This window comes from Paracoccus angustae (genome assembly GCF_042648745.1).
GTDB classification, from domain to species: Bacteria; Pseudomonadota; Alphaproteobacteria; order Rhodobacterales; family Rhodobacteraceae; genus Paracoccus; species Paracoccus angustae.
The window spans coordinates 386,567-409,035 of record NZ_JBHRXY010000002.1; the positions used below are offsets into that span (position 1 = coordinate 386,567).

20 protein-coding genes and 1 riboswitch are annotated in these 22,469 nt (G+C 67.9%); of the genes, 13 read left to right on the forward strand and 7 right to left on the reverse strand.

All coding sequences use genetic code 11. The annotated features are described in order from the left end of the window. The first annotated feature begins 4 nt into the window (after nucleotides 1-4). Nucleotides 5-664, forward strand: a complete 660-nt coding sequence (locus ACFOM8_RS05000; protein ID WP_377759868.1) for a flagellar hook capping FlgD N-terminal domain-containing protein — start codon at nucleotides 5-7, stop codon at nucleotides 662-664. Here the strand turns inward: ACFOM8_RS05000 and cbbR are convergent. Continuing rightward, nucleotides 661-1,581 carry a LysR family regulator CbbR gene (gene cbbR / locus ACFOM8_RS05005; protein WP_377759870.1) on the reverse strand — a complete coding sequence of 307 codons (921 nt, stop codon included), beginning with the start codon at nucleotides 1,579-1,581 and terminating at the stop codon, nucleotides 661-663. The two genes, ACFOM8_RS05000 and cbbR, sit on opposite strands and share 4 nt — an antisense overlap. A gap of 94 nt (nucleotides 1,582-1,675) precedes the next feature. On the opposite strand from cbbR, the gene ACFOM8_RS05010 reads away from it, so the two are divergent. The 8 genes from ACFOM8_RS05010 to rpe all read left to right on the forward strand — a co-directional run bounded on the left by ACFOM8_RS05010 (nucleotide 1,676) and on the right by rpe (nucleotide 10,371). Further along, nucleotides 1,676-2,671, forward strand: coding sequence for a class 1 fructose-bisphosphatase (locus ACFOM8_RS05010; RefSeq protein ID WP_377759871.1), 996 nt, complete (start codon nucleotides 1,676-1,678; stop codon nucleotides 2,669-2,671). A 7-nt stretch (nucleotides 2,672-2,678) separates the two neighbouring features. Next, nucleotides 2,679-3,551 (forward strand): phosphoribulokinase, encoded by an 873-nt coding sequence (locus ACFOM8_RS05015; RefSeq protein ID WP_377759873.1) that lies wholly within the window; start codon nucleotides 2,679-2,681, stop codon nucleotides 3,549-3,551. Nucleotides 3,552-3,569: 18 nt separating this feature from the next. Then, a complete protein-coding gene (gene tkt / locus ACFOM8_RS05020) occupies nucleotides 3,570-5,564 on the forward strand; it encodes a transketolase (RefSeq protein WP_377760073.1) in 1,995 nt (664 codons plus the stop codon). After that, nucleotides 5,555-6,634 (forward strand): class II fructose-bisphosphate aldolase, encoded by a 1,080-nt coding sequence (gene fba / locus ACFOM8_RS05025; protein WP_377759875.1) that lies wholly within the window; start codon nucleotides 5,555-5,557, stop codon nucleotides 6,632-6,634. The genes tkt and fba overlap by 10 nt, the downstream gene beginning before the upstream one ends. Nucleotides 6,635-6,649: 15 nt before the next feature. After that, nucleotides 6,650-8,113, forward strand: coding sequence for a form I ribulose bisphosphate carboxylase large subunit (locus ACFOM8_RS05030; protein WP_377759876.1), 1,464 nt, complete (start codon nucleotides 6,650-6,652; stop codon nucleotides 8,111-8,113). Between the two features lie 86 nt (nucleotides 8,114-8,199). After that, a complete protein-coding gene (locus ACFOM8_RS05035; protein ID WP_377759878.1) occupies nucleotides 8,200-8,616 on the forward strand; it encodes a ribulose bisphosphate carboxylase small subunit in 417 nt (138 codons plus the stop codon). A gap of 97 nt (nucleotides 8,617-8,713) precedes the next feature. After that, entirely contained in the window at nucleotides 8,714-9,661 is a 948-nt protein-coding gene (cbbX, locus tag ACFOM8_RS05040; protein WP_377759880.1) for a CbbX protein, read from the forward strand. Nucleotides 9,662-9,672: 11 nt separating this feature from the next. Further along, a complete protein-coding gene (rpe, locus tag ACFOM8_RS05045) occupies nucleotides 9,673-10,371 on the forward strand; it encodes a ribulose-phosphate 3-epimerase (protein ID WP_377759881.1) in 699 nt (232 codons plus the stop codon). 128 nt (nucleotides 10,372-10,499) lie between these two features. Here rpe and ACFOM8_RS05050 read toward each other — a convergent pair whose 3' ends face one another. Beyond that, entirely contained in the window at nucleotides 10,500-11,045 is a 546-nt protein-coding gene (locus ACFOM8_RS05050; RefSeq protein ID WP_377759883.1) for a DsbA family protein, read from the reverse strand. A gap of 68 nt (nucleotides 11,046-11,113) precedes the next feature. Here ACFOM8_RS05050 and ACFOM8_RS05055 point away from each other — a divergent pair, with 68 nt between their 5' ends. Further along, complete coding sequence (locus ACFOM8_RS05055) at nucleotides 11,114-11,893, forward strand: SDR family oxidoreductase (RefSeq protein ID WP_377759885.1); 780 nt, start codon at nucleotides 11,114-11,116, stop codon at nucleotides 11,891-11,893. Here the strand turns inward: ACFOM8_RS05055 and ACFOM8_RS05060 are convergent. Further along, entirely contained in the window at nucleotides 11,890-13,590 is a 1,701-nt protein-coding gene (locus ACFOM8_RS05060) for a glycosyl transferase family 90 (RefSeq protein ID WP_377759887.1), read from the reverse strand. The two genes, ACFOM8_RS05055 and ACFOM8_RS05060, sit on opposite strands and share 4 nt — an antisense overlap. A 197-nt stretch (nucleotides 13,591-13,787) precedes the next feature. After that, a riboswitch (glycine riboswitch) is annotated at nucleotides 13,788-13,876 on the forward strand. Between the two features lie 156 nt (nucleotides 13,877-14,032). On the opposite strand from ACFOM8_RS05060, the gene gcvT reads away from it, so the two are divergent. The 3 genes from gcvT (at nucleotide 14,033) to gcvP (ending at nucleotide 18,451) form a co-directional block, all read left to right on the forward strand. Next, complete coding sequence (gene gcvT, locus ACFOM8_RS05065; RefSeq protein WP_377759889.1) at nucleotides 14,033-15,157, forward strand: glycine cleavage system aminomethyltransferase GcvT; 1,125 nt, start codon at nucleotides 14,033-14,035, stop codon at nucleotides 15,155-15,157. A gap of 7 nt (nucleotides 15,158-15,164) precedes the next feature. Then, on the forward strand, nucleotides 15,165-15,524 hold the full coding sequence (gene gcvH / locus ACFOM8_RS05070) for a glycine cleavage system protein GcvH (RefSeq protein ID WP_377759891.1): 360 nt from the start codon (nucleotides 15,165-15,167) through the stop codon (nucleotides 15,522-15,524). Nucleotides 15,525-15,610: 86 nt separating this feature from the next. After that, the gene (gcvP, locus tag ACFOM8_RS05075; RefSeq protein WP_377759893.1) at nucleotides 15,611-18,451 is read left to right on the forward strand and encodes an aminomethyl-transferring glycine dehydrogenase; all 2,841 of its coding nucleotides are present in this window, start codon (nucleotides 15,611-15,613) and stop codon (nucleotides 18,449-18,451) included. Between the two features lie 9 nt (nucleotides 18,452-18,460). On the opposite strand, the gene argC is transcribed toward gcvP, so the two are convergent. From argC to adh, 4 genes are all read right to left on the reverse strand, one after another. Further along, the gene (gene argC, locus ACFOM8_RS05080) at nucleotides 18,461-19,372 is read right to left on the reverse strand and encodes an N-acetyl-gamma-glutamyl-phosphate reductase (protein ID WP_377759895.1); all 912 of its coding nucleotides are present in this window, start codon (nucleotides 19,370-19,372) and stop codon (nucleotides 18,461-18,463) included. 55 nt (nucleotides 19,373-19,427) lie between these two features. Then, nucleotides 19,428-19,757: a DUF779 domain-containing protein gene (locus tag ACFOM8_RS05085; RefSeq protein ID WP_377759897.1), complete on the reverse strand. Its 330-nt coding sequence runs from the start codon at nucleotides 19,755-19,757 to the stop codon at nucleotides 19,428-19,430. Next, entirely contained in the window at nucleotides 19,754-20,812 is a 1,059-nt protein-coding gene (locus tag ACFOM8_RS05090) for a DNA topoisomerase IB (RefSeq protein WP_377759899.1), read from the reverse strand. Before ACFOM8_RS05090 ends, ACFOM8_RS05085 begins: the two co-directional genes overlap by 4 nt. A gap of 125 nt (nucleotides 20,813-20,937) precedes the next feature. Next, nucleotides 20,938-22,464: an aldehyde dehydrogenase gene (gene adh / locus ACFOM8_RS05095; protein WP_377759901.1), complete on the reverse strand. Its 1,527-nt coding sequence runs from the start codon at nucleotides 22,462-22,464 to the stop codon at nucleotides 20,938-20,940. Nucleotides 22,465-22,469 lie beyond the last annotated feature (5 nt).

A 22,469-nucleotide genomic window follows, 5' to 3' on the forward strand; every position in this document is an offset into this window, starting at 1 on the left:
ACAGGTGATTTCCGCACTCGCCAGCTCGACCGCTGCAACCACCACGACCGCAACGCCGGCCACGACCGGGTCGGCCATCTCGACGAACTACGACACCTTTCTGAGGATGCTGACCACCCAGTTGCAGAACCAGGATCCCCTGAACCCGATGGAGGGATCGGATTTCGCAGTCCAGCTTGCGACCTTTTCGGGGGTGGAACAGCAGGCCCAGACCAACAAGCTGCTGGAGCAGTTGGTCACGCAATCGGGCGGCGGCCTGGGGCAGCTGGCCGACTGGATCGGAAAAGAGGTCCGCACGACCGAGCCGGTCTGGTTCGGGGACAAGGCGCTGACGCTGGACATCGCCCCCCCAAGCAGCGCCGACGGCGTGACGCTGGTGGTGCTGAACGAATCGGGCCGCGAGGTCACGCGCGAGGAGATCGGGACGGGCGAAGGGCAGATCGACTGGTACGGCCGCGACGCGGCGGGCGAGAAGCTGGCCGACGGGCGTTATTCCTTTGTGATCCAAAGCAGCCGCGCGGGCGAGGTGATCTCGGAGGACGCGGTCGGCGCCTATGTCCGCGTGACCGAGGCCGCGGTGGGCGCCCAGGGGGTCGAGCTGATCTTTGAAGGCGGCGGCTCGGCCCCTGCCGGCGAGATCGAGGCGATCCGCGACCCAGGCTAAAGCTGCGGCAGGAAGCTGCCGCGCATGGCCAGGGTCTCGTCGCGGATCCGGGCGGCAGCCGCGCTCATCTGGCGGTCGGCGCGGCGCAGCAGGTACCAGCTGCGCTGGATGGGCAGCCCGATGCCGCGCAGGGCGATCAGGCGGCCCGAGCGCAGCTCCTCGGTCACGGTGTGCTGAGAGATCAGCGCTACGCCCAGACCCGCGATCACCGCCTGCTTGATGGTCTCGTTTGTGCCCATCTCGACGGCGCGCCAGGTCGCGCCCTCGCCGATGCGGTCCAGAAAGCGAGTCATCAGGATGCGGGTGCCCGACCCTTCCTCTCGCGACAGAAAGGTCTGGGCCAGCAGGTCGCCGGGCATCACCGGATCGGCATCGGCCAGGGGGTGGTCGGGTGCGGCGATGATGATGTGCGGATGAGGTCCGACGGGGTCCGCGATAACGGCGGGTTCGCGCGGCGGACGGCCCATGACCGCCAGGTCCAGGTCGTCGCCCGCCAGCGCCGCCAGCACCGCGTCGCGGTTGCCGATACGCAGCGTCACCTCGATCTCGGGCAACAGTCGCAGCAATCGGGCGACCAGGCCAGGGGCGAAATACTTGCCGGTGGACACCACCCCAAGAACGACATTGCCGACGCGGCCTTGCCGCAGCGCGCCGATCTCGCGCCCCGCGCGGGACAGGGCGGTGGCGATCTGCGATTCGGCCAGCAGCAGGGCCTGACCCTCGGGGGTGGGACGAAAGGCGCCGTGTTCGGCGCGGACCATCAGCGCGCAGCCCGCCAGATCCTCCAGCCCCCGCAACTGGCTGTGGATGGCGGGAGTGGTCAGGCCCAGCAGGCCCGCCGCCGCCGTCAGGCTGCCGCTGTCGGCCACGGCGCGCAGGCAGCGCAATTGGCGCAGGCTGATCCCCTCGGGCTTCATCTTCAACCAAATCTAATCCGTGTTCCGAATTTTTAAATTTTCCTGAAAACCCGGTCCTGTCAATCTGCTTCCATCAGACGCCAGGGAGGGGCCGATGACGACGCCCAGCATCGACACCACGCATATCCCGCCGCAGTTCAGGCCGCTGATGCTGGCCTTGGCGCGCGGCGGCGCGACCCTGGCGGGCGTGATCCGGCGCGGCGACACCAGCCTGTCCGCCGAGGTCGGCATCAACAGCGACGGCGACGGGCAGAAGCGGCTGGACATCCAGGCCGACGCCTTGTTCCGCGACGTTCTGCGCGAGGCCGGGCTGCGGTGGTATGCCAGCGAGGAACAGGACGCCCCCCTGGCCATGCAGCCCGGCGGCGCCTTCGCCCTGGCCATCGACCCGCTGGACGGGTCGTCCAACATCGACACCAACATGTCCATCGGCACGATCTTCGCGGTTTATCCGGCGGCGGACCAGGCGGAAACCAGCTTTCTGCGCCCCGCCCGCGACCTGATCGCCGGGGGCTACGTTATCTATGGCCCGCGCTGCTGCCTGGTGGTCAGCTTCGGCGACGGCACGCAGATCTACACGCTGAACCCCGACACCCACAGCTTCGACCTGACCGATCCGCGCGCGACCCTGCCGGATTGCTTTTTCGAATTTGCCATCAACGCCTCGAACTATCGCCACTGGCCGCGCCCGGTCCGCGCCTATATCGACGACTGCCTGGCCGGGATCGACGGCCCGCGCGCGCGGAACTTCAACATGCGCTGGATCGCGTCCCTGGTAGCCGAGGCGCACCGGATCCTGATGCGTGGGGGCATCTTCCTTTATCCCTCGGACGCGCGGAAGGGCTATGAACGCGGCCGGCTGCGGATGCTTTACGAATGCGCGCCCATCGCCTTTGTCATCGAGCAGGCGGGCGGACGGGCGACCGACGGCGCGCTGCCGATCCTGGACGCGGCCATCACCGACCTGCACGGGCGCACGCCCCTGGTGTTCGGCTCCGCCGAGAAGGTGGACCGCGTGGCCGCCTATCACGACCTGCCCGAGGCCGAGGTGTCGGCGCTGTTCGGCCATCGCGGCCTGTTCCGGGCCTGAGGAAACCATGAGCAAGAAACATCCCATCATCTCCGTCACGGGCAGTTCCGGCGCGGGCACGACCACGGTCAAGACGACCTTCGACCAGATCTTCCGCCGCGAGGGCATCACCGCCGTCAGCATCGAGGGCGACGCCTTTCACCGCTTCGACCGGCAGGCGATGAAGGACGAACTGGCCCGCAGGCAGGCCGCGGGCGACCAGACCTTCAGCCATTTCAGCTTCGGCGCCAACGAACTGGAGAAGCTGGAGGACATCTTCCGCGTTTATGGCGAAACCGGCCGGGGCGAGACGCGCCATTACGTCCACGACGACCGCGAGGCCGAACGCTGGGGCGCCGCGCCGGGCACCTTCACCCCCTGGGCGCCGTTCGAGGAAGGGTCCGACCTGCTGTTCTACGAAGGGCTGCACGGCGCGGTCGTCAACGACCGGGTCAATCTGGCCAAGCTGGCCGATCTGAAGATCGGCGTGGTGCCGGTCATCAACCTGGAATGGATCCAGAAGATCCACCGCGACAAGGCCAGCCGGGGCTATTCGACCGAGGCCGTGACCGACACGATCCTGCGCCGGATGCACGCCTATGTGCATTGCATCTGCCCGCAATTCACCCAGACCGACATCAATTTCCAGCGGGTGCCGGTGGTCGATACCTCGAACCCCTTTATCGCGCGCTGGATTCCCACGCCCGACGAAAGCCTTGTGGTGATCCGGTTCAGGAACCCGCGCGGCATCGACTTTCCCTACCTTGCCCAGATGATCGACGGGTCGTGGATGACGCGGGCCAATTCCATCGTCATCCCGGGGCCCAAGACCGACCTCGCCATGCAGCTGATCCTGACGCCGATGATCCTGCGTCTGATCGACGACGCCAAGCGCGCCTGAGGACACGCCATGAACCAGATGACCCGCATCGACGAAGCCCTTGAGACAAAGATGGCCAACGCGATCCGCGCCCTGGCCATGGACGCGGTCGAGGCCGCGAAGTCCGGCCATCCCGGCGCGCCGATGGGCATGGCCGATGTGGCGACCGTGCTGTTTCACCGCTTCATGCGGGTGGACCCGGGCAATCACCGCTGGCCGGACCGCGACCGTTTCGTGCTGTCGGCGGGACATGGCTCGATGCTGGTTTACGCCATCCATCACCTGCTGGGCTATGACGACATGGGCATGGACCAGATCCGCGCCTTCCGGCAGATGGGCTCGCGCACGGCGGGTCATCCCGAATACGGCCACGCCCAGGGGATCGAGATGACTACCGGCCCCCTGGGCCAGGGCATCGCCACGGCGGTCGGCATGGCGCTTGCGGAACGCATGACCCATGCCCGCTGGCCGGATCTGACCGATCACTGGACCTATGTGATCGCGGGCGACGGTTGCCTGATGGAAGGGATCAGCCACGAGGCCATCGACCTTGCGGGCCACCTGCGCCTGGGGCGGCTGATCGTGCTGTGGGACGACAACGGCATCACCATCGACGGCGGCACGGACCTGTCCGCCAGCACGGACCAGGGCGCGCGCTTTGCCGCCGCCGGATGGCATGTGCAGGCGGTGAACGGCCATGACCGCGAGGCGGTGGCGGCGGCCATCGGGGCCGCGCGGGGGGACGGCCGCCCCTCGATGATCGCGTGCAGGACCGTGATCGGCTTCGGCGCGCCGAACAAGCAGGGCGGTCACGATGTCCATGGCGCGCCGCTGGGGGCCGAGGAGATCGCCGCCGCGCGCAAGGCGCTGGACTGGCCTCACGACCCCTTTGCCTTGCCCGAGGATGTGGCCGCTGCCTGGGCCGCGATCGCCACGCGTGGCGCGCAGGCCCGGGCAAGCTGGGCGGCACGGTTGGACGCCTCCCCCGACCGTGCCGCCTTTCTTGCCGCCCAGGATGCGCCCGATGCGCGGGCATTGCGCAAGGCGATTGCCGGACACTGCCAAAGGCTTGCCCAGGATCGCCCGAAGGTCGCGACCCGCAAGGCCAGCGAGATGGCCTTGGAGGTGATCAACGCCACCCTGCCCCTGACCGTCGGCGGAAGCGCGGACCTGACCGGTTCGAACCTGACCCGCAGCAAGGGCATGGCGACGATCCGCCCCGGCGACTATGGGGGCCGCTATGTCCATTACGGCATCCGCGAACATGCCATGGCCGCGGTGATGAACGGCATCGCGCTGCATGGCGGCTTTGTCCCCTATGGCGGGACGTTCCTGGCCTTTGCCGACTATTCCCGCCCCGCGATCCGGCTGGGCGCGCTGATGGGGGTGCCGGTCGTCCACGTGATGACCCATGACAGCATCGGCTTGGGCGAGGACGGCCCGACCCACCAGCCGGTCGAGCATCTGGCGTCCCTGCGCGCGATTCCGAACCTCCAGGTCTTCCGCCCCGCCGATGCCGTGGAAACCGCCGAAGCCTGGGAAATCGCGCTGACCAGCCCCGGCCCCTCGGTTCTCGCGCTCTCGCGGCAGAACCTGCCCGCCGTGCGGGTCGAGGACGAGGACGCCAACCGCTCTCGCCGGGGGGCCTATGTGCTGCGCGCCACGCCCCTGCCCCGAGACGTGACGCTGATCGCCACCGGATCCGAGGTCGAAATCGCGCTTGCCGCCGCCGACCTGCTGCGGGCGGACCGGATCAACGCGGCCGTCGTGTCGGCCCCCTGCTTCGAACTGTTCGCCCGGCAGGACCGCGCCTATCGGCAGGGCGTGTTGTGCGACGCCCCCCGCATCGGGGTCGAGGCCGCGATCCGCCAGGGATGGGATCTGTTCCTGCGCCCGGACGACGGCTTTGTCGGCATGACGGGCTTTGGCGCATCCGCCCCCGCCCCCGCGCTTTACCGCCATTTCGGCATCACGCCCGAGGCCGTCGCGGCCTTGGCACGAAACCTTGTCAAGGGAGAGGACCCATGGCGCTGATCACGCTGAGACAGCTTCTGGACCACGCCGCCGAGCACGGCTACGGCGTGCCCGCCTTCAACATCAACAACATGGAACAGGGCCTTGCGATCCTGAAGGCGGCATCGGCGGTCGATGCCCCGGTGATCCTGCAAGCCTCGCGCGGGGCGCGGTCCTATGCGGGCGACATCATGCTGCGCCGCATGGTCGAGGCCCTGGCCGAGATGAACCCGGGCGTCCCGATCTGCCTGCACCAGGACCACGGCAACAACCTGGCGACCTGCATGTCCGCGATCCGCCACGGGTTCACGTCGGTGATGATGGACGGCTCGCTGCACGAGGACATGAAGACCCCCGCCGATTACGACTACAACGTCGCGGTCACGGCAAAGGTGGCCGAGGCGGCGCACGCGGTCGGCGCGTCCGTCGAAGGCGAGCTGGGCGTGCTGGGTTCGCTGGAAACCGGCGAGGCGGCGGCCGAGGACGGATCGGGCGCCGAGGGCAAGCTGGATCACGGCCAGCTTCTGACCGACCCCGGCCAGGCCGTCGATTTCGTGCTGCGCACCGGCTGCGACGCGCTTGCCATCGCTTGCGGCACCTCGCACGGCGCCTACAAGTTCACCCGCAAGCCCGACGGCGAGATCCTGGCGATGCACGTGATCCAGGCGATACACGACCGCCTGCCGGGCACGCATCTGGTGATGCACGGGTCGTCCAGCGTGCCGCAGCACTTGCAGGATCTGATCAACGCCTCCGGCGGCGAGATGCCCCAGACATACGGCGTCCCGGTGGAGGAAATCGAGCGCGGCATCCGCATGGGGGTGCGCAAGGTCAACATCGACACCGACTGCCGCATGGCGATGACCGGGCATTTCCGCAAGGTCGCCCGCGACAGGCCCGACGAATTCGACCCCCGCAAGTTCATGATCCCCGCCATGGCCGAACTGACCGCGCTGTGCCGCGACCGGTTCGAACGCTTCGGGGCGGCGGGGCAGGCCCACAGGATCAAGGTCATCGCGATGGACGAGATGGCCAAACGCTATTCGTCGGGGGCTTTGGACCCGGCCATCACCGGCGCGAAAGCCGCCTGAAAGGAGGAAACACCCATGAACGAGATGTCGAACCCCAAGATGGATGCCAAAAAGCGGTATGCCGCGGGCGTGCTGAAATACGCGCAGATGGGATACTGGGAACCCGACTACACCCCCAAGGACACCGACGTGATCGCGCTGTTCCGCATCACGCCGCAGGACGGGGTGGACGCGGTCGAGGCGGCTGCGGCGGTGGCGGGCGAAAGCTCGACCGCGACCTGGACGGTGGTCTGGACCGACCGGCTGACGGCCTGCGACAAGTACCGCGCCAAGGCCTACCGGGTCGATCCGGTGCCGAACAGCGCGGGCGAATATTTCGCCTATATCGCCTATGACCTGGACCTGTTCGAACCGGGCAGCATCGCCAACCTGACCGCATCCATCATCGGCAACGTCTTCGGCTTCAAGCCGCTCAAGGCCCTGCGGCTCGAGGACATGCGCCTGCCCGTGGCCTATGTGAAGACCTTCCAGGGCCCGGCGACCGGCATCGTCGTGGAACGCGAACGCCTGAACGTCCATGGCCGCCCGTTGCTGGGCGCGACCGTGAAGCCCAAGCTGGGCCTGTCGGGCCGCAACTATGGCCGCGTGGTCTACGAGGCGCTGAAAGGGGGCCTCGACTTCACCAAGGACGACGAGAACATCAACAGCCAGCCCTTCATGCATTGGCGCGACCGGTTCCTGTATTGCATGGAGGCCGTGAACCGGGCCTCGGCGGCGACGGGAGAGGTGAAGGGCACCTATCTGAACGTCACCGCGGGCACCATGGAGCAGATGTACGAACGCGCCGACTTCGCGAAATCTCTGGGCAGCGTGATCGTGATGATCGACCTGGTGATCGGCTATACCGCGATCCAGTCGATGGCCAAATGGGCGCGGGACAACGACATGATCCTGCACCTGCACCGCGCGGGCCATTCGACCTATACCCGCCAGCGCAGCCACGGCGTCAGCTTCCGCGTGATCGCCAAATGGATGCGGCTTGCCGGGGTGGACCATCTGCACGCGGGCACGGTCGTGGGCAAGCTGGAAGGCGATCCGGCCACCACCAAGGGCTATTACGACATCTTTCGCGAGGAGCGGAATCCCATGGCGCTGGAAAACGGCATCTTCTTCGACCAGGACTGGGCGTCCTTGAACAAGATGATGCCGGTCGCATCCGGCGGCATCCACGCGGGCCAGATGCACCAGTTGCTGACCTATCTGGGCGAGGACGTGGTGCTGCAATTCGGCGGCGGCACCATCGGCCATCCCCACGGCATCCAGGCGGGCGCCACCGCCAACCGCGTGGCGCTGGAGGCGATGGTGTTCGCGCGCAACGCCGGCCGCGACATCTGGAACGAGGGCGAGGACATCTTGCGCGATGCCGCCCGCACCTGCACGCCGCTGAAGCAGGCGCTGGACGTGTGGAAGGACGTGTCCTTCAACTATGCCTCGACCGACGCGCCGGACTTCGCGCCGACGCCCGAAGTGTCGATCTGACCGCAGCGGCGGGGGAAACCCCGCCCCACCGATGCCGCCGGACGGGATTTCACCCCGCCGCGCCCCTACCGGAAAGGAATCACGTTATGAAACTGCGCCAAGGACAGTTCAGTTTTCTGCCCGACCTGTCGGACGACGACATCCGCGTGCAGGCCCAATACGCCATCGACAACGGCTGGGCCGTGTCCGTGGAATACACCGACGACCCCCATCCCCGGAACACCTATTGGGAAATGTGGGGCCATCCGATGTTCGACAACCCGGATGCCGCCGCCGTGGTCTTCGAGGTCAACGAATGCCGCAAGGAACACGGCGGCACATACATCCGCGTTATCGCCTTCGACGCCTCGCCCGGATGGGAGTCGATCCGCATGAGCTTCATCGTGAACCGTCCCGAAACGGAACCCGGCTTCCGCCTGGTCCGGCAAGAGGCCGAGGGCCGCAGCGTCCGCTACACCATCGAAAGCTATGCCGCCCGCGAACCCGAAGGGCTGCGCTATTGACCGACGCCGGGGGCGCTTCGCCCCCCGGACCCCCCGAGGATATTTGAGCAAAGGTGAAGACGCGGTTTCCTTCCGCGTCGGTCCTTAGAGGTGAAAGATGGACGATCCCCGCCCCACCCATGTCGATCTGGCCCGGTCCTTCGAGGAAAGCGGCGTCAAGGACGTGCTGCGCGAGCTGGACGAAACGCTGATCGGCCTTGAACCCGTCAAGTCCCGCATCCGCGAAACCGCCGCCCTGCTGCTGGTGGACAAGGCCCGCCGCCAGATGGGGCTGGCTACGGAAACGCCCACGCTGCACATGTCCTTCACCGGAAATCCCGGCACCGGCAAGACCACGGTGGCGCTGAAGATGGCCGACCTGCTGCACCGCCTGGGTTACGTGCGCAAGGGCCACCTGGTGACGGTGACGCGCGACGACCTGGTCGGCCAGTATATCGGCCACACCGCCCCCAAGACCAAGGAGGTGCTGAAGAAGGCCATGGGCGGCGTGCTGTTCATCGACGAGGCCTATTACCTTTACCGCCCGGAAAACGAGCGCGACTACGGCCAGGAAGCCATCGAGATCCTGTTGCAGGTCATGGAAAACAACCGCGACGACCTTGTGGTGATCCTGGCGGGCTATGGCGACCGGATGGACCGCTTCTTCGCCTCGAACCCCGGCTTCCGGTCGCGGATCGCCCATCATGTCGAATTCCCCGATTATACCGACCCGGAACTGCTGCATATCTCCGAACGGATGCTGGCCGCGCAGAATTACCGCTTCGACAACGGCGCGCGGGCCGCGATGGAGGAATACATCGCCGCCCGCCGCCACCAGCCGCATTTCGCCAATGCCCGGTCGGTAAGGAACGCGCTTGACCGCGCGCGGCTGCGGCAGGCGAGCCGGCTGTTCAACGGGGCGAAGGGCCCGCTGGACGCCGATACCCTGTCCACCATCACAGAGCCCGACCTGCGCGCCAGCCGGGTGTTCCGGGGCGGGCTTGCGGTGGACAGGCTTGACGGGGATCGCAGGACAAGGCAGGCGATGGACCAGGCCGCCGAATAGGGAAACCGCTTATGACCTTCGACCGCAGCATCAAGATCGCGCCCTCCATCCTGTCCGCCGATTTCGCCGATTTCGGACGCGAGATCCGCGCCATCGAGGACGGAGGCGCCGACTGGGTCCATGTCGACGTGATGGACGGGCATTTCGTGCCGAACCTGACCTTTGGCCCGCCCGCCGTGAAGGCCTTCCGCCCGCACGTCAAGACCTTCATGGACGTGCACCTGATGATCGCCCCGGTGGACCCTTATATCGAGGCCTATGCCGAAGCCGGCGCCGACATGATCACCGCCCATGTCGAAGCGGGCGCCCATCCCCACCGCACCCTTCAGGCGATCCGCGCGACGGGAAAGAAGGCGGGGATCGCGCTGAACCCCGGCACCCCGGTCGAGGCGGTGGAATACCTGCTGGATCTGTGCGACATGGTGCTGGTCATGACCGTGAACCCCGGCTTCGGCGGGCAGAAGTTCATCCATTCCCAGATCGACAAGATCGCCCGCCTGCGCGGCACCATCGGCGACCGGCCCATCCACATCCAGGTGGACGGCGGCGTCGATCCCAAGACCGCGCTCCTTGTCGCCAAGGCCGGGGCCGACGTGCTGGTCGCGGGATCGGCGGTCTTCAAGGGCGGCTCGGTCGGCCAGCCGGAGGTTTATGGCGGCAACATCCGCGCGATCCGCGATGCCGCGCAGGGGCTGGCGCTGTCGGCCTGAAGATCGGGACTGCGGTTCTTTCCCTCGGTCGAGAGGCGCGACATCGCCCCCAAAGGGCGGTGCCGTTTCGCGATCCGGCGGCCTTGGGGGCAATGGCAACGCATGGCGAAGGCGACCGGGTCAGGGCGTCAGTCCAGCGCCGCCGCCCAATCCTCGACCCCATCCCCGCTGCCGAGTTCCGTCACCAGCCCGTTCACCATGAACGTGGGCGAGACATGGATGCCGTTCTGGCGGGCGTACCTGGTGTGCCACTTGATCGCGGCCTCAAGCTCGGGGAACGCGAAGGCCTCGGCCAGGGGAACGCCGCTGCAATCCTCCAGCCGGGCGATGATCCGGTTCGGCGTCGCGTCCATGTTCGGGCCCTTGCGGTGCTGCTCGAACTCGAACGCCTCACGATGATCGGCGATGGCGGCCAGGACGCGGCGGGCGGTCTCGCGCCCGCCGGCGGTCATCGACGCCGCCAGGACGCAGCGCGTCACCACCGGGGAAAACATGTGCCAGGGCTGCGACTGCATCCGCAGCTTGACGGTCACGCGGTCCCGCCCCGCCACGTCCAGAAAGGCATCCATCTTGCGGAAGGCCTTGACCGAGAAGGGGCAGGTCGGCTCCAGGAAGATCTCGAAGCTTTGCAGTCCCTGGCCCCAGAACAGCGGATCGGCGGTTCTTGTCGTCATGGCACGGTTCCTTCGGTTTGACATTCTCCACGGCGCGCGCATCCTGCGGCCAGCAACAGGAGATGGCAATGGATCTGGGCATCAGGGGAAAACGGGGGCTGGTTTGCGCGGCCTCCAAGGGATTGGGCCGCGGCTGCGCCGAAGCCCTGGCCGAGGCGGGCGTGGATCTGGTGATCAACAGCCGGACCGAATCCGAGATCGTTGAAACCGCCCGGCAGATCGCCGAAAGGCACGGCGTCTGCGTCACGCCGGTCGCCGCCGACATCACCACCGACGAAGGCCGCGCCCGCGTGCTGGAGGCGGCCGGACAGACCGACATCCTGGTCACGAACGCGGGCGGTCCGCCGCCGGGCGACTGGCGGGACTGGACGCGCGAGGACTTCATCCGCGCCATCGACGCCAACATGCTGTCGGCCGTGGCTCTGATGCAGGCCCTGGTGCCAGGCATGATGGATCGCGGTTGGGGCCGCGTGGTCAACATCACCTCGCAATCCGTGCGTTCGCCCATTGCCGCCCTTGGCCTGTCGAACACGGCGCGGACCGGGCTGACGGGGTTTGTCGCGGGCATGTCGCGGCAGGTGGCGGGCCATGGGGTCTGCGTGAACAACATCCTGCCCGGCATCCACGCCACCGACCGCGCGGTGAGCCTGGACAAGGGGGTCAGCGACAAGCAGGGCATCAGTCTGGATCAGGCGCGCCAGCAGCGGCAGGCCACCATTCCGACCGGCACCTACGGCGATCCGGGCGATTTCGGCGCGGCCTGCGCCTTTCTGTGCAGCCAGCAGGCGCGCTTCATCGTCGGTCAGAACCTGCTGCTGGACGGCGGCGCGCTGAACGTGACGATCTAGGCGGGCTGCCCGGTCGCCGCGCGATAGTCGCGCAGGATGGCCGAAAGCTGGTCGCCCCTCGCCTCCGGGTCGGCCAGCAGCGCGCACAACCCGCGGGCCCGGGCCGAGATCTGCCGGCAGGCATCCAGATTGGCGCGCGCCCAGGCCAGCCTGTCCGCCAGATCGCCCGCGCCGGGGCGCAGCGGGATGTAATGCCGCCAAGGCCGGAAGACCGCCCGGGCGAATGTTTCCCAGCCGTCCTCCTCCAGCAGCACGACCGAATTGCTGTTGGCGAGCGGCAGGAAATCCTCGGCCCCCGAGGTCGCGCCGAGGCATATCAGGTAGCGGTGCGACAGCAGGAACTCGTCGCCCTGGCGGGGCGCGGTCAGATGCGCCAGGCCCGCACGCTCCAGCGCCCGCTGCCCGCGCGCGTCGGGGGTCAGCGCCGCGTCGATGTCGGGCGATCCCTGGTGCGCCAGGGCCAGCGCCACCCGGGGGGCCGCGCGCAGCCCGGCCCCGGCACGCGGGTCGCCCGCCAGAACCTCGGCCACGACCTCGTGCACGGGGCGGCAAGGCAGGCCGTCCGGCGACAGCACATGGCCCGACAGATCGCCCCGCCACACCGCGCGGTCACGCTTGTGCCGAAAGGGCGGGTCGATGCGGTCGGGACGGCCCAGATGGCCGTCATTGCCCAGCCGGTGGATCCAGGGCATCGGCCACAGAAAGGCATTGGCCGCCCCCGCCCTGCGGCAAGCCGCCAGCACCGGGGCGGTCCCTCCGCCCGCATGGCCGGGTTGCATGTCGATGTGATAAACGCCGCGATCCGCCGCCTGGGCGATGTCGTTGGCCGTGGTGGCGATGCGCAGCAGCTGCGGCACCCCCGCCCGCGCGTAGAAGAACCCGTCCGGCCCCCGGCGCAGCGGCATGAGCTTGCCCCGCGGGTCGCGGACCTCGCCCTTGTCCAGGTCGATGGCGGCCCGATGGCCGGGTCCGGCGGGATGGTCCGCCGGGAGGATCCGGGCAGGCCGGGCGGCGCCGACGATGCCGGCGCTGATCCGGTCGCGGTCGGCCCGGGCGATCCCGGTTCCGGACGGGGGCGCGTCCAGCATCCGCGACAAGCGGGCCAGATAGCCTTCGCGCCGCGACCTGACGCCCGCGCCGGGCCGGGGCGGGCAATCCTTCAGGTCGAACCAGGGCGCCAGGGCATCGCGGTAATCGCCGGGGGCGGCCTGGTCGATGTCGATCTCGACGAACTCGGCCCGGCCCGCGAAATAGGCCCGGCACCCGGCCAGATGCGCGTCCCATTCCCCGGCCCAGAGATCCGCCAGATCCGGCAGGGCCACCCCCCGGATCCGGGCATGGGCGCGGGCATAGCTGCCGCCGCGGTGCATGTAGCGGCTGATCACCCAGTCCTCGACATTGCGGGTGTTCAGCAGAAAGACCGAGCCGGGATAGCTGCCATCCAGAAAGCGGTATTCCTTGAAGGCCTCGACGATCGGCATGTTCAGATAACGCACCGATTCCATGTCGGTGAAGGCCACGGCCGTGCCGGCCCAGGGTTGCAGGGGCCTGACGCCCGCCAGCTTGGACCAGGCGACATCCTCGGCCAGGGCGCCCTCGGCCCAGTGGACGGCGGGATAGCCGTTCATCTGAAACAGCCGGGCGATAAAGGTCGTGCCGCATTTGTTGAAGCCGATCTGAAAGAATTTCCGCGACACGCCGTTCCCTTCCGTGCCCGATGCGCCCGATGCCCGGTGCCCCCTGGCCGATGCCCCCTGGCCGATGCCCCCTGGCCGATGCCCCCTGGCCGATGCCGTGCGACCCTGCGGCGGGTGCGGCCCGCTGTCAATCGCGTCGGAGTTGCAGGCTACGACAAAAGGCTTGCCTTGGCCTTGTGGCCCGGCTAGCTGTCAGCCATCGGAACTCGGGAGAAGCTGGCCCGCGCCAGTGCCGAAGGAGCAGCCGCCCCGGCGAACTCTCAGGCAGAAGGACCGTTTTCCGACAGAAGCTCTGGAGAGTGGCCGGAAGGCCCGCCGAAGGGATAACGATCTCAGGCGCCCCAGACCGGTCGATCCGGGCGGGGCAGGGACAGAGGGGGCATCGTTCCGGGCATCCGCCCGCCAACCGATGCCGGCTGTCCGGCTCGTCAAAGGAGGCCGCATGGCCGAAGAACCGCGCCGAACCGGGCTTTACGATCTTCACGCCGCGCTTGGCGCGCGCATGGTGCCCTTCGCGGGATGGGAGATGCCCGTTCAATACCCGATGGGGGTGATGGCCGAACACCTCCACACCCGCGCAGAGGCCGGGCTGTTCGATGTCGGCCACATGGGCCAGGTCGTGATCGCGCCGCGAAACGGCGACATGGCGGCCGCGGCCCTGGCCCTGGAACGGCTGATCCCTGCCGATGTGCTGGGCCTGGCCCCGGGGCGGCAGCGTTACGGGCTGTTCACGAACGATGCGGGCGGAATCGCCGACGACCTGATGTTCGCCAACCGGGGCGACCACTTCCTTTTGGTGGTCAACGCCGCCTGCGCGGACCGCGACATCGCGCATCTGCAAGGCCTGGACGACATAACGGTGACGCCCGTGACCGATCGCGGGCTGCTGGCGCTGCAAGGGCCGCAGGCGGCCGAGGTGCTGGCCCGGCTGGTGCCCGCCGTGGCCGCCATGCGCTTCATGGACAGCCAGATCCACGCCTGGGACGGGGCGGAGCTGTGGATCTCTCGGTCGGGCTACACCGGCGAGGATGGGTTCGAGATCTCGGTCCCCGAAGACGCGCTGCGCCGGTTTGCCCAGGCCCTGCTGGATCAGCCCGAGGTGGCGCCCATCGGCCTTGGCGCCCGCGACAGCCTGCGCCTGGAGGCCGGGATGCCGCTTTACGGGCACGACATGGACGCGTCCGTGACCCCCGGACAGGCGGCGCTTGGCTGGTCGATCCCCAAGGCGCGGCGCGCGGGCGGCGCGCGGGCGGGCGGCTTTCCGGGGGCGGACGCGGTGCTGGCCGAACTGGCCCAAGGCCCGGCGGCGACGCGGCGCGGCCTGCGCCCCGAGGGCCGCGCGCCGATCCGCGAGGGCGTGGCGATCCTTGCCGCAGCCGACGGGGGCGAGCCGATCGGCCATGTGTCCTCGGGCGGCTTCGGGCCGTCGGTCGGCGGTCCGATCGCCATGGCCCGCCTGCCCGCCGGCCTGCCCGACGGCGCGACGGTTTATGCCGAGTTGCGCGGCAAGCGCATCCCCGTGGCGGTTGTCCCCCTGCCCTTCATCACCCCTTCCTACAAACGCTGAGGATCCCATGCTGAAATACACCGAAGACCACGAATGGCTGCGCGCCGAGGGCGACGAGATCGTGGTCGGCATCACCGCCCATGCCAGCGAGCAACTGGGCGACGTGGTCTTTATCGAACTGCCCGAGGAAGGCCGCGAGGTTGCGGCGGGCGACGAAGTCGTGGTGATCGAATCCGTCAAGGCGGCGTCCGACATCGCGGCCCCGGTGGCGGGCGTGATCACGGCGGTGAACACGGCCTTGGGGGACGCTCCGGGCAGTGTCAACGACGACCCGCTGACGGCCTGGTTCTTCCGCATCAAGCCTGCCGATCCGGCCGCGATCGAGAGTTTCATGGATGAGGCCGCCTATCGGGCGCTGATCGGCTGACGACGACGCCCGGGGGGGCTGCCTGCCCCCGGGACCCCCGAGGATATTCAAGCCAAGGTGAAACGCATCTTGGAGAGATGGCGATCATGACCCGCTGGACCCCGACCGACTACAACCCCGACGATTTCGCGAACCGCCGCCATATCGGACCCTCGCCCGCCGAGATGGAGGCGATGCTGAAGGTCGTCGGCGCCGACAGCCTGGACGCGCTGATCGACCAAACCATCCCTGCGGCGATCCGGCAGCAGGCGGCGCTTGACTGGCCCGCGCTGTCCGAAGCCGCCCTGCTGGACCGGATGCGGCAGGTCGCGGCGAAGAACACCGTGATGACCAGCCTGATCGGCCAGGGCTACCACGGCACCGTCACGCCGCCCGCGATCCAGCGCAACATCCTGGAAAACCCGGCCTGGTACACGGCCTATACCCCCTACCAGCCCGAGATCGCGCAAGGGCGGCTAGAGGCGCTGCTGAACTTCCAGACCATGGTGGCCGATCTGACCGGGCTGCCGGTCGCCAACGCCTCGCTGCTGGACGAGGCGACAGCGGCGGCCGAGGCCATGGCGATGGCGCGGCGGCAGTCGAAGTCCAAGGCCGATGCCTTTTTCGTGGCCCACGACCTGCACCCCCAGACCATCGCCGTGATCGAGACGCGGGCCGCGCCGCTGGGCATCCGCATCGTCAAGGCCTCTATCGACGATCTGCAACCCGATCAGGTCTTCGGGGCGATCTTCCAGTATCCCGGCACCTACGGCCATGTCCGCGACCTGACGCCCGAAATTGCGGCGCTGCACGCGGCGGGCGCGCTGGCGGTGGTCGCGACCGACCTGCTGGCGCTGTGCCTTTTGCGCGAACCGGGCGCCATGGGGGCCGACATCGCGGTGGGTTCCGCGCAGCGGTTCGGGGTGCCGATGGGCTATGGCGGGCCTCATGCCGCCTTTATGTCCTGCCGCGACGATCTGAAGCGCGCCATGCCGGGCCGGATCGTCGGCGTCAGCATCGACGCCAAGGGCAACAAGGCTTACCGCCTGTCGCTGCAAACGCGCGAACAGCATATCCGGCGCGAAAAGGCGACCAGCAATGTCTGCACCGCGCAGGCGCTGCTGGCGGTGATGGCGTCCTTTTATGCCGTGTTCCACGGCCCCGAGGGCCTGCGCGCCATTGCCCAGCGGGTGCATCTCCATGCCGCGACCATCGCCGAGGCCCTGCGCGCGGCGGGGGCCGAGGTCGCGCCCGGGGCGTTTTTCGACACGATCACCGTCAAGGTCGGCGTGGGCCAGGCCGGGATCCTGGCCGCCGCGCGCCATCGCGGCATCAACCTGCGCAAGGTCGGGCGCGACCGGGTGGGGATCAGCGTCGACGAGACCACGGATGCCGATGTGATCGCGCGCCTGCTGGATGCCTTCGGCATCGCCGACGCGCCTGCCCCGGCCGGATCCCCGGCGATCCCCGACGCGCTGCTGCGCGAAACGGATTACCTGACCCATCCGGTCTTCCACATGAACCGCGCCGAATCCGAGATGATGCGCTATATGCGCCGCCTGTCGGACCGCGACCTGGCGCTGGACCGGGCGATGATCCCGCTGGGATCCTGCACCATGAAGCTGAACGCCGCGGCCGAGATGATGCCGATCACCTGGCCCGAATTCGGCGCGCTGCATCCCTTCGCCCCCGCCGACCAGGCGGCGGGCTATGCCGAGGCCATCGCGGATCTGACCGACAAGCTGTGCCGGATCACCGGATACGACGCCTTTTCCATGCAGCCCAACAGCGGCGCGCAGGGAGAATACGCGGGGCTGCTGACCATCGCCGCCTATCACCGCTCGCGCGGCGAGGATCGCGATGTCTGCCTGATCCCGGTGTCCGCCCACGGCACCAATCCTGCCTCGGCGCAGATGTGCGGCATGAAGGTGGTCGTGGTGAAATCCGCGCCGAACGGCGACATCGACCTGGAGGATTTCGCAAACAAGGCCGCCGCGGCGGGCACCAGGCTGGCGGCGGTGATGATCACCTATCCCTCCACCCATGGCGTCTTCGAGGATACCGTGCGCGAGGTCTGCGACATCACCCACAGGCACGGCGGGCAGGTCTATATCGACGGGGCGAACATGAACGCCCTGGTGGGCCTTGTGAAACCGGGCGAGATCGGCGGCGATGTCAGCCACCTGAACCTGCACAAGACCTTCGCCATCCCGCATGGCGGCGGCGGGCCGGGCATGGGGCCGATCGGGGTCAAGGCGCATCTGGCGCCCTTCCTGCCCGGCGATCCGCGCGAGGCGGACAGCAGCGGCGCGGTCAGCGCGGCGCCCTTTGGCAGCGCCTCGATCCTGCTGATCTCCTGGGCCTATTGCCTGATGATGGGCGGGGCGGGGCTGACGCAGGCCACGCGGGTGGCGATCCTGAACGCGAACTACATCGCCTCGCGCCTGGCCGGGGCCTTTCCGATCCTGTTCATGGGCAACCGCGGCCGGGTCGCGCATGAATGCATCATCGACACGCGGCCCTTCGCCGAACACGGCGTCACCGTGGACGACATCGCCAAGCGGCTGATCGACAACGGCTTCCATGCGCCCACCATGAGCTGGCCCGTGGCGGGCACGCTGATGGTGGAACCCACGGAAAGCGAAACCAAGGCCGAGATCGACCGCTTCGTCACCGCCCTGCTGGCCATCCGGGACGAGATCACGGATGTGGCCGAAGGCCGAATCGCGGCGGACCAAAGCCCGCTGCGCCACGCCCCGCACACGGTCGAGGATCTGGTGGCCGACTGGGACCGCCCTTATTCGCGCGAACAAGGCTGCTTTCCGCCGGGCGCCTTCCGGGTGGACAAGTACTGGCCGCCGGTGGGTCGGGTGGACAACGCCTATGGCGACCGCAACCTGGTCTGCACCTGCCCGCCCCTGGAAAGCTATGCCGAAGCGGCGGAATAAGGATCGGGCCTAAAGGCCCGACCCTTCGTCCACGCCCAGCATGATGTTGAGGTTCTGGACCGCCGCGCCCGATGCGCCCTTGCCCAGGTTGTCCAGAACCGCCACAACCGTGGCGCAGCCATTCTGCGCATCGCCCTGCACGGTGATGCGCAGCCTGTTGGTGTTGTTGAGATCCGTCGGGACGATGCGGGGACCGGCGCCCTGGGCGACCTCGATGAAGCATTGGCCCGCGTAATGATCGGCCAGAACCCGGGTCAGGCTGTCCAGGGTCCGCCGTCCGTCCAGGAACAGCGGCACCTGCACCGCCATGCCCTGGGCGAAATTGCCCACCGCCGGCGCGAAGACCGGCTGCCGGGAAAGGCCCGCATGGGCCATGATTTCCGGGATGTGCTTGTGGCGCTGGTTCAGGCCGTAGACGAAATGGACGGGCGCCGCGCCGCTGTCGTATTCCGCAATCAGCGCCTTGCCGCCGCCGGTATAGCCGCTGACGGCGTTGATGGTCAGGGGTTCGTCCGGGGCGATCAGGTTCGCGGCCACAAGCGGCGCGAGGATGGCGATGGCGCCGGTGGAATAGCAGCCGGGATTGCTGACCAGCCGCGCGCCCGCGATCCGGTCGCGCGCCCCGGCATTCAGTTCCGGGAACCCGAACGCCCAGGCCGCGTCCACCCGGTGCGCGGTCGAGGCGTCGATGATCCGCGTGTCCAGATCGGCGGCCAGGGCCACGGCTTCGCGCGCGGCGTCGTCGGGCAGGCACAGGATCGCCACGTCGGCCTGCTGGAACGCCTCGCGCCGGGCGTCCGCGTCCTTGCGGCGGTCGGGGTCGATGGCGATCAGGCGGATGTCATCGCGCGGTGCCAGCCTTTCGCGGATTTGCAGGCCGGTGGTGCCTGCCTCGCCGTCTATGAAAACGCTGTATGCCATGACCCGATCCCCGATGATGTCGGGGCGTTATAGGGGACCGCCGACCCCCTGCCAATCAGATCCGGCAGATTTCCGACCGGGTGAGGAACCGCTTTTCGCGCCCGTTGTCCAGGCTGAACATGCCGCCGCGCCCGGGCACCACGTCGATGACCAGATCCGTATGCGCCCAGGCCTCGGCCTGGGAGGCGCTGATGTAGAAGGGCGCGCCGCCGATCTCGCCCAGCTTCACGTCGCGTTCGCCGACGCGGAAATCGCCCTGCGGATAGCACATGGGCGATGACCCGTCGCAGCAGCCGCCCGACTGGTGGAACAGGACGGGGCCGTGATCGGCCACGATCTCGGCGATCAGATCAAGGGCGGCGGGGGTGGCGGTGACGCTGCTCATGCCTTCAACCTTTTCTTCAGGAATTCCAGCACCTGCCGCTCCTCGGGGCGCAGGCCGGGTTGTTGCAGATCGTCCTCGATTTCCTCGCGCAATTCCAGCTTCAACTCGTCGGCCAGATAGGCGTCGATCACCTCGGGGTGGATATAGCATTTGCGGCAGATCGTGGGCGTGTTGCCCAGGCGGCTGGCGACCCGCTCGATCGCGTCGCGGATGTTGCGCTTGGCGGCGGCCTGGCTGTCGCAGGCCTCGTATTCCATCAGCGCCAGGGCGGCCAGAACGGTGCCGGTCCAGGTGCGGAAATCCTTGGCGGTGACGTTCTGGCCGGAAATCTCGCGCAGGTAATCGTTCACCTCGGTCGAGGTGACCTTTTGCCGTTCGCCGTTCTCGTCAAGGTACTGGAACAGGTGCTGGCCGGGGATGTCCTGGGCGGCGCGCACGATCCGGGCCACGCGGCGGTCGCGCAGGCCCAGGTTCCATTCCTTGCCCGACTTGCCCTTGAAGCGGAAGCGCACCTCGCTGCCGTCGATCTTCACATGCCGGTCGCGCAGTGTGGTCAGCCCGTGCGACTTGTTCTGCCTGGCATAGTCGAGATTGCCCACGCGGATCATGGTGTTTTCCAGCAGGTGCACCACGGTCGCCAGCACCTTTTCGGCGGGCAGCCCGCGCCGCGACATGTCCGCGTCCACCCGCGCGCGGATCTGCGGCAGGGCATGGGCGAAGTCCAACATGTGATCGTATTTGGCGCTGTCGCGGACGGCGCGGAAATCGGGATGATAGCGGTATTGCTTGCGCCCCTTGTCGTCGCGGCCCGTGGCCTGGATGTGGCCGCGCGGATCGGGGCAGATCCAGACATCGGTATAGGCCGGCGGGATCGCCAGGGACGCCAGCCGCGCCCGTTCGGCCTTGTCGGTGATCGCCCGGCCGTCGGGCCCGCGATAGGTGAAGCCCTTGCCGGACCGTTTCCGGGTGATCCCCGGCATGTCGTCGTTGACATAAACCAGCCCCGCCTCTTTCGCGGCATCGCGGGGGTCGGAGATAACGGCGTCCTTGGGCATGTGAGAACCGGAAGCGGTTGGCTTCCGGTTCAACGCCGCGCCCGGCGGAAGGTTGCGCCCTGGGGGAAGGACAGGCGCACGCCGGGCGCGGCAGGACAGGCCGGGTTCGCCCCGGCCCGCCCGTTTCAGAAGAAGCCGAGCTTCTTCGGGCTGTAGCTGACCAGCATGTTCTTGGTCTGCTGGTAATGATCCAGCATCATCTTGTGGTTCTCGCGGCCGATGCCCGACTGCTTGTAGCCGCCAAAGGCCGCATGGGCCGGATAGGCGTGATAGCAATTGGTCCAGACCCGGCCCGCCTTGATCGCGCGGCCGAAGCGGTAGCAGGTGTTGGCCTCGCGCGACCAGATGCCCGCGCCCAGGCCGTAAAGCGTGTCGTTGGCGATCGACAGCGCCTCGTCCCTGTCCTTGAAGGTGGTGACGGACACAACGGGGCCGAAGATTTCCTCCTGGAAGATGCGCATCTTGTTGTTGCCGCGGAACACCGTCGGCTTGATGTAGTATCCGCCCGACAGTTCGCCGCCGTGGTCGGCCGCCTCGCCGCCGATCAGCACCTCGGCGCCTTCCTTGCGGCCGATGTCGAAATAGGACAGGATCTTTTCCTTTTGTTCCGACGAGGCCTGGGCGCCGATCATGGTGGCGGCATCGCGCGGGTCGCCCCCCTTGATCGCCTCGACGCGCTTGAGCGCGCGTTCCATGAACCGGTCATAGATCGATTCCTGGATCAGCGCGCGCGACGGGCAGGTGCAGACCTCGCCCTGGTTCAGCGCGAACATCACGAAGCCCTCGATGGCCTTGTCGAAGAAATCGTCGTCTTCGCGGACCACATCCTCGAAGAAGACGTTGGGGGACTTGCCGCCCAGTTCCAGCGTCACCGGGATCAGGTTTTCGGACGCGTATTGCATGATCAGCCGCCCGGTGGTGGTTTCCCCGGTAAAGGCGATCTTGGCGATGCGCGGATTGCTGGCCAGCGGCTTGCCCGCCTCCAGCCCGAAGCCGTTGACGACGTTCAGCACGCCCGGCGGCAGCAGGTCGGCGATCAGGTCCACGAAGACCATGATGCTGGCGGGGGTCTGCTCGGCCGGTTTCAGCACCACGCAGTTGCCCGCGGCCAGGGCGGGCGCCAGCTTCCACACCGCCATCAGCAGCGGAAAATTCCACGGGATGATCTGGCCCACCACGCCCAGGGGTTCGTGGAAATGATAGGCGACGGTGTCGTGGTCGATTTCCGAAATCCCGCCTTCCTGCGCGCGCAGCACGCCCGCGAAATAGCGGAAATGGTCAATGCCCAGCGGCAGGTCGGCGGCCATGGTTTCGCGGATCGGCTTGCCGTTGTCCCAGGTTTCCGCGGTCGCCAGCAGTTCCAGGTTCTGTTCCATCCGGTCGGCGATGCGCAGCAGGATCAAGGACCGTTCCGCGGCCGAGGTCTGGCCCCACTTGTCCTTGGCGGCGTGGGCGGCATCAAGCGCCGCTTCGATGTCGTCGGCGTTCGACCGGGCGATCTCGCCGATTTCGGCGCCGGTGATGGGGGTGGTGTTGGTGAAATAGCGGCCCGACTTCGGCGCGGTCCACTGTCCGCCGATGAAGTTGTCGTAACGCTTGGCAAAGGGCATCACGCCCACGCCGCGGAATTCGTGCGTCTGGTCGTTCGGCATCGTTT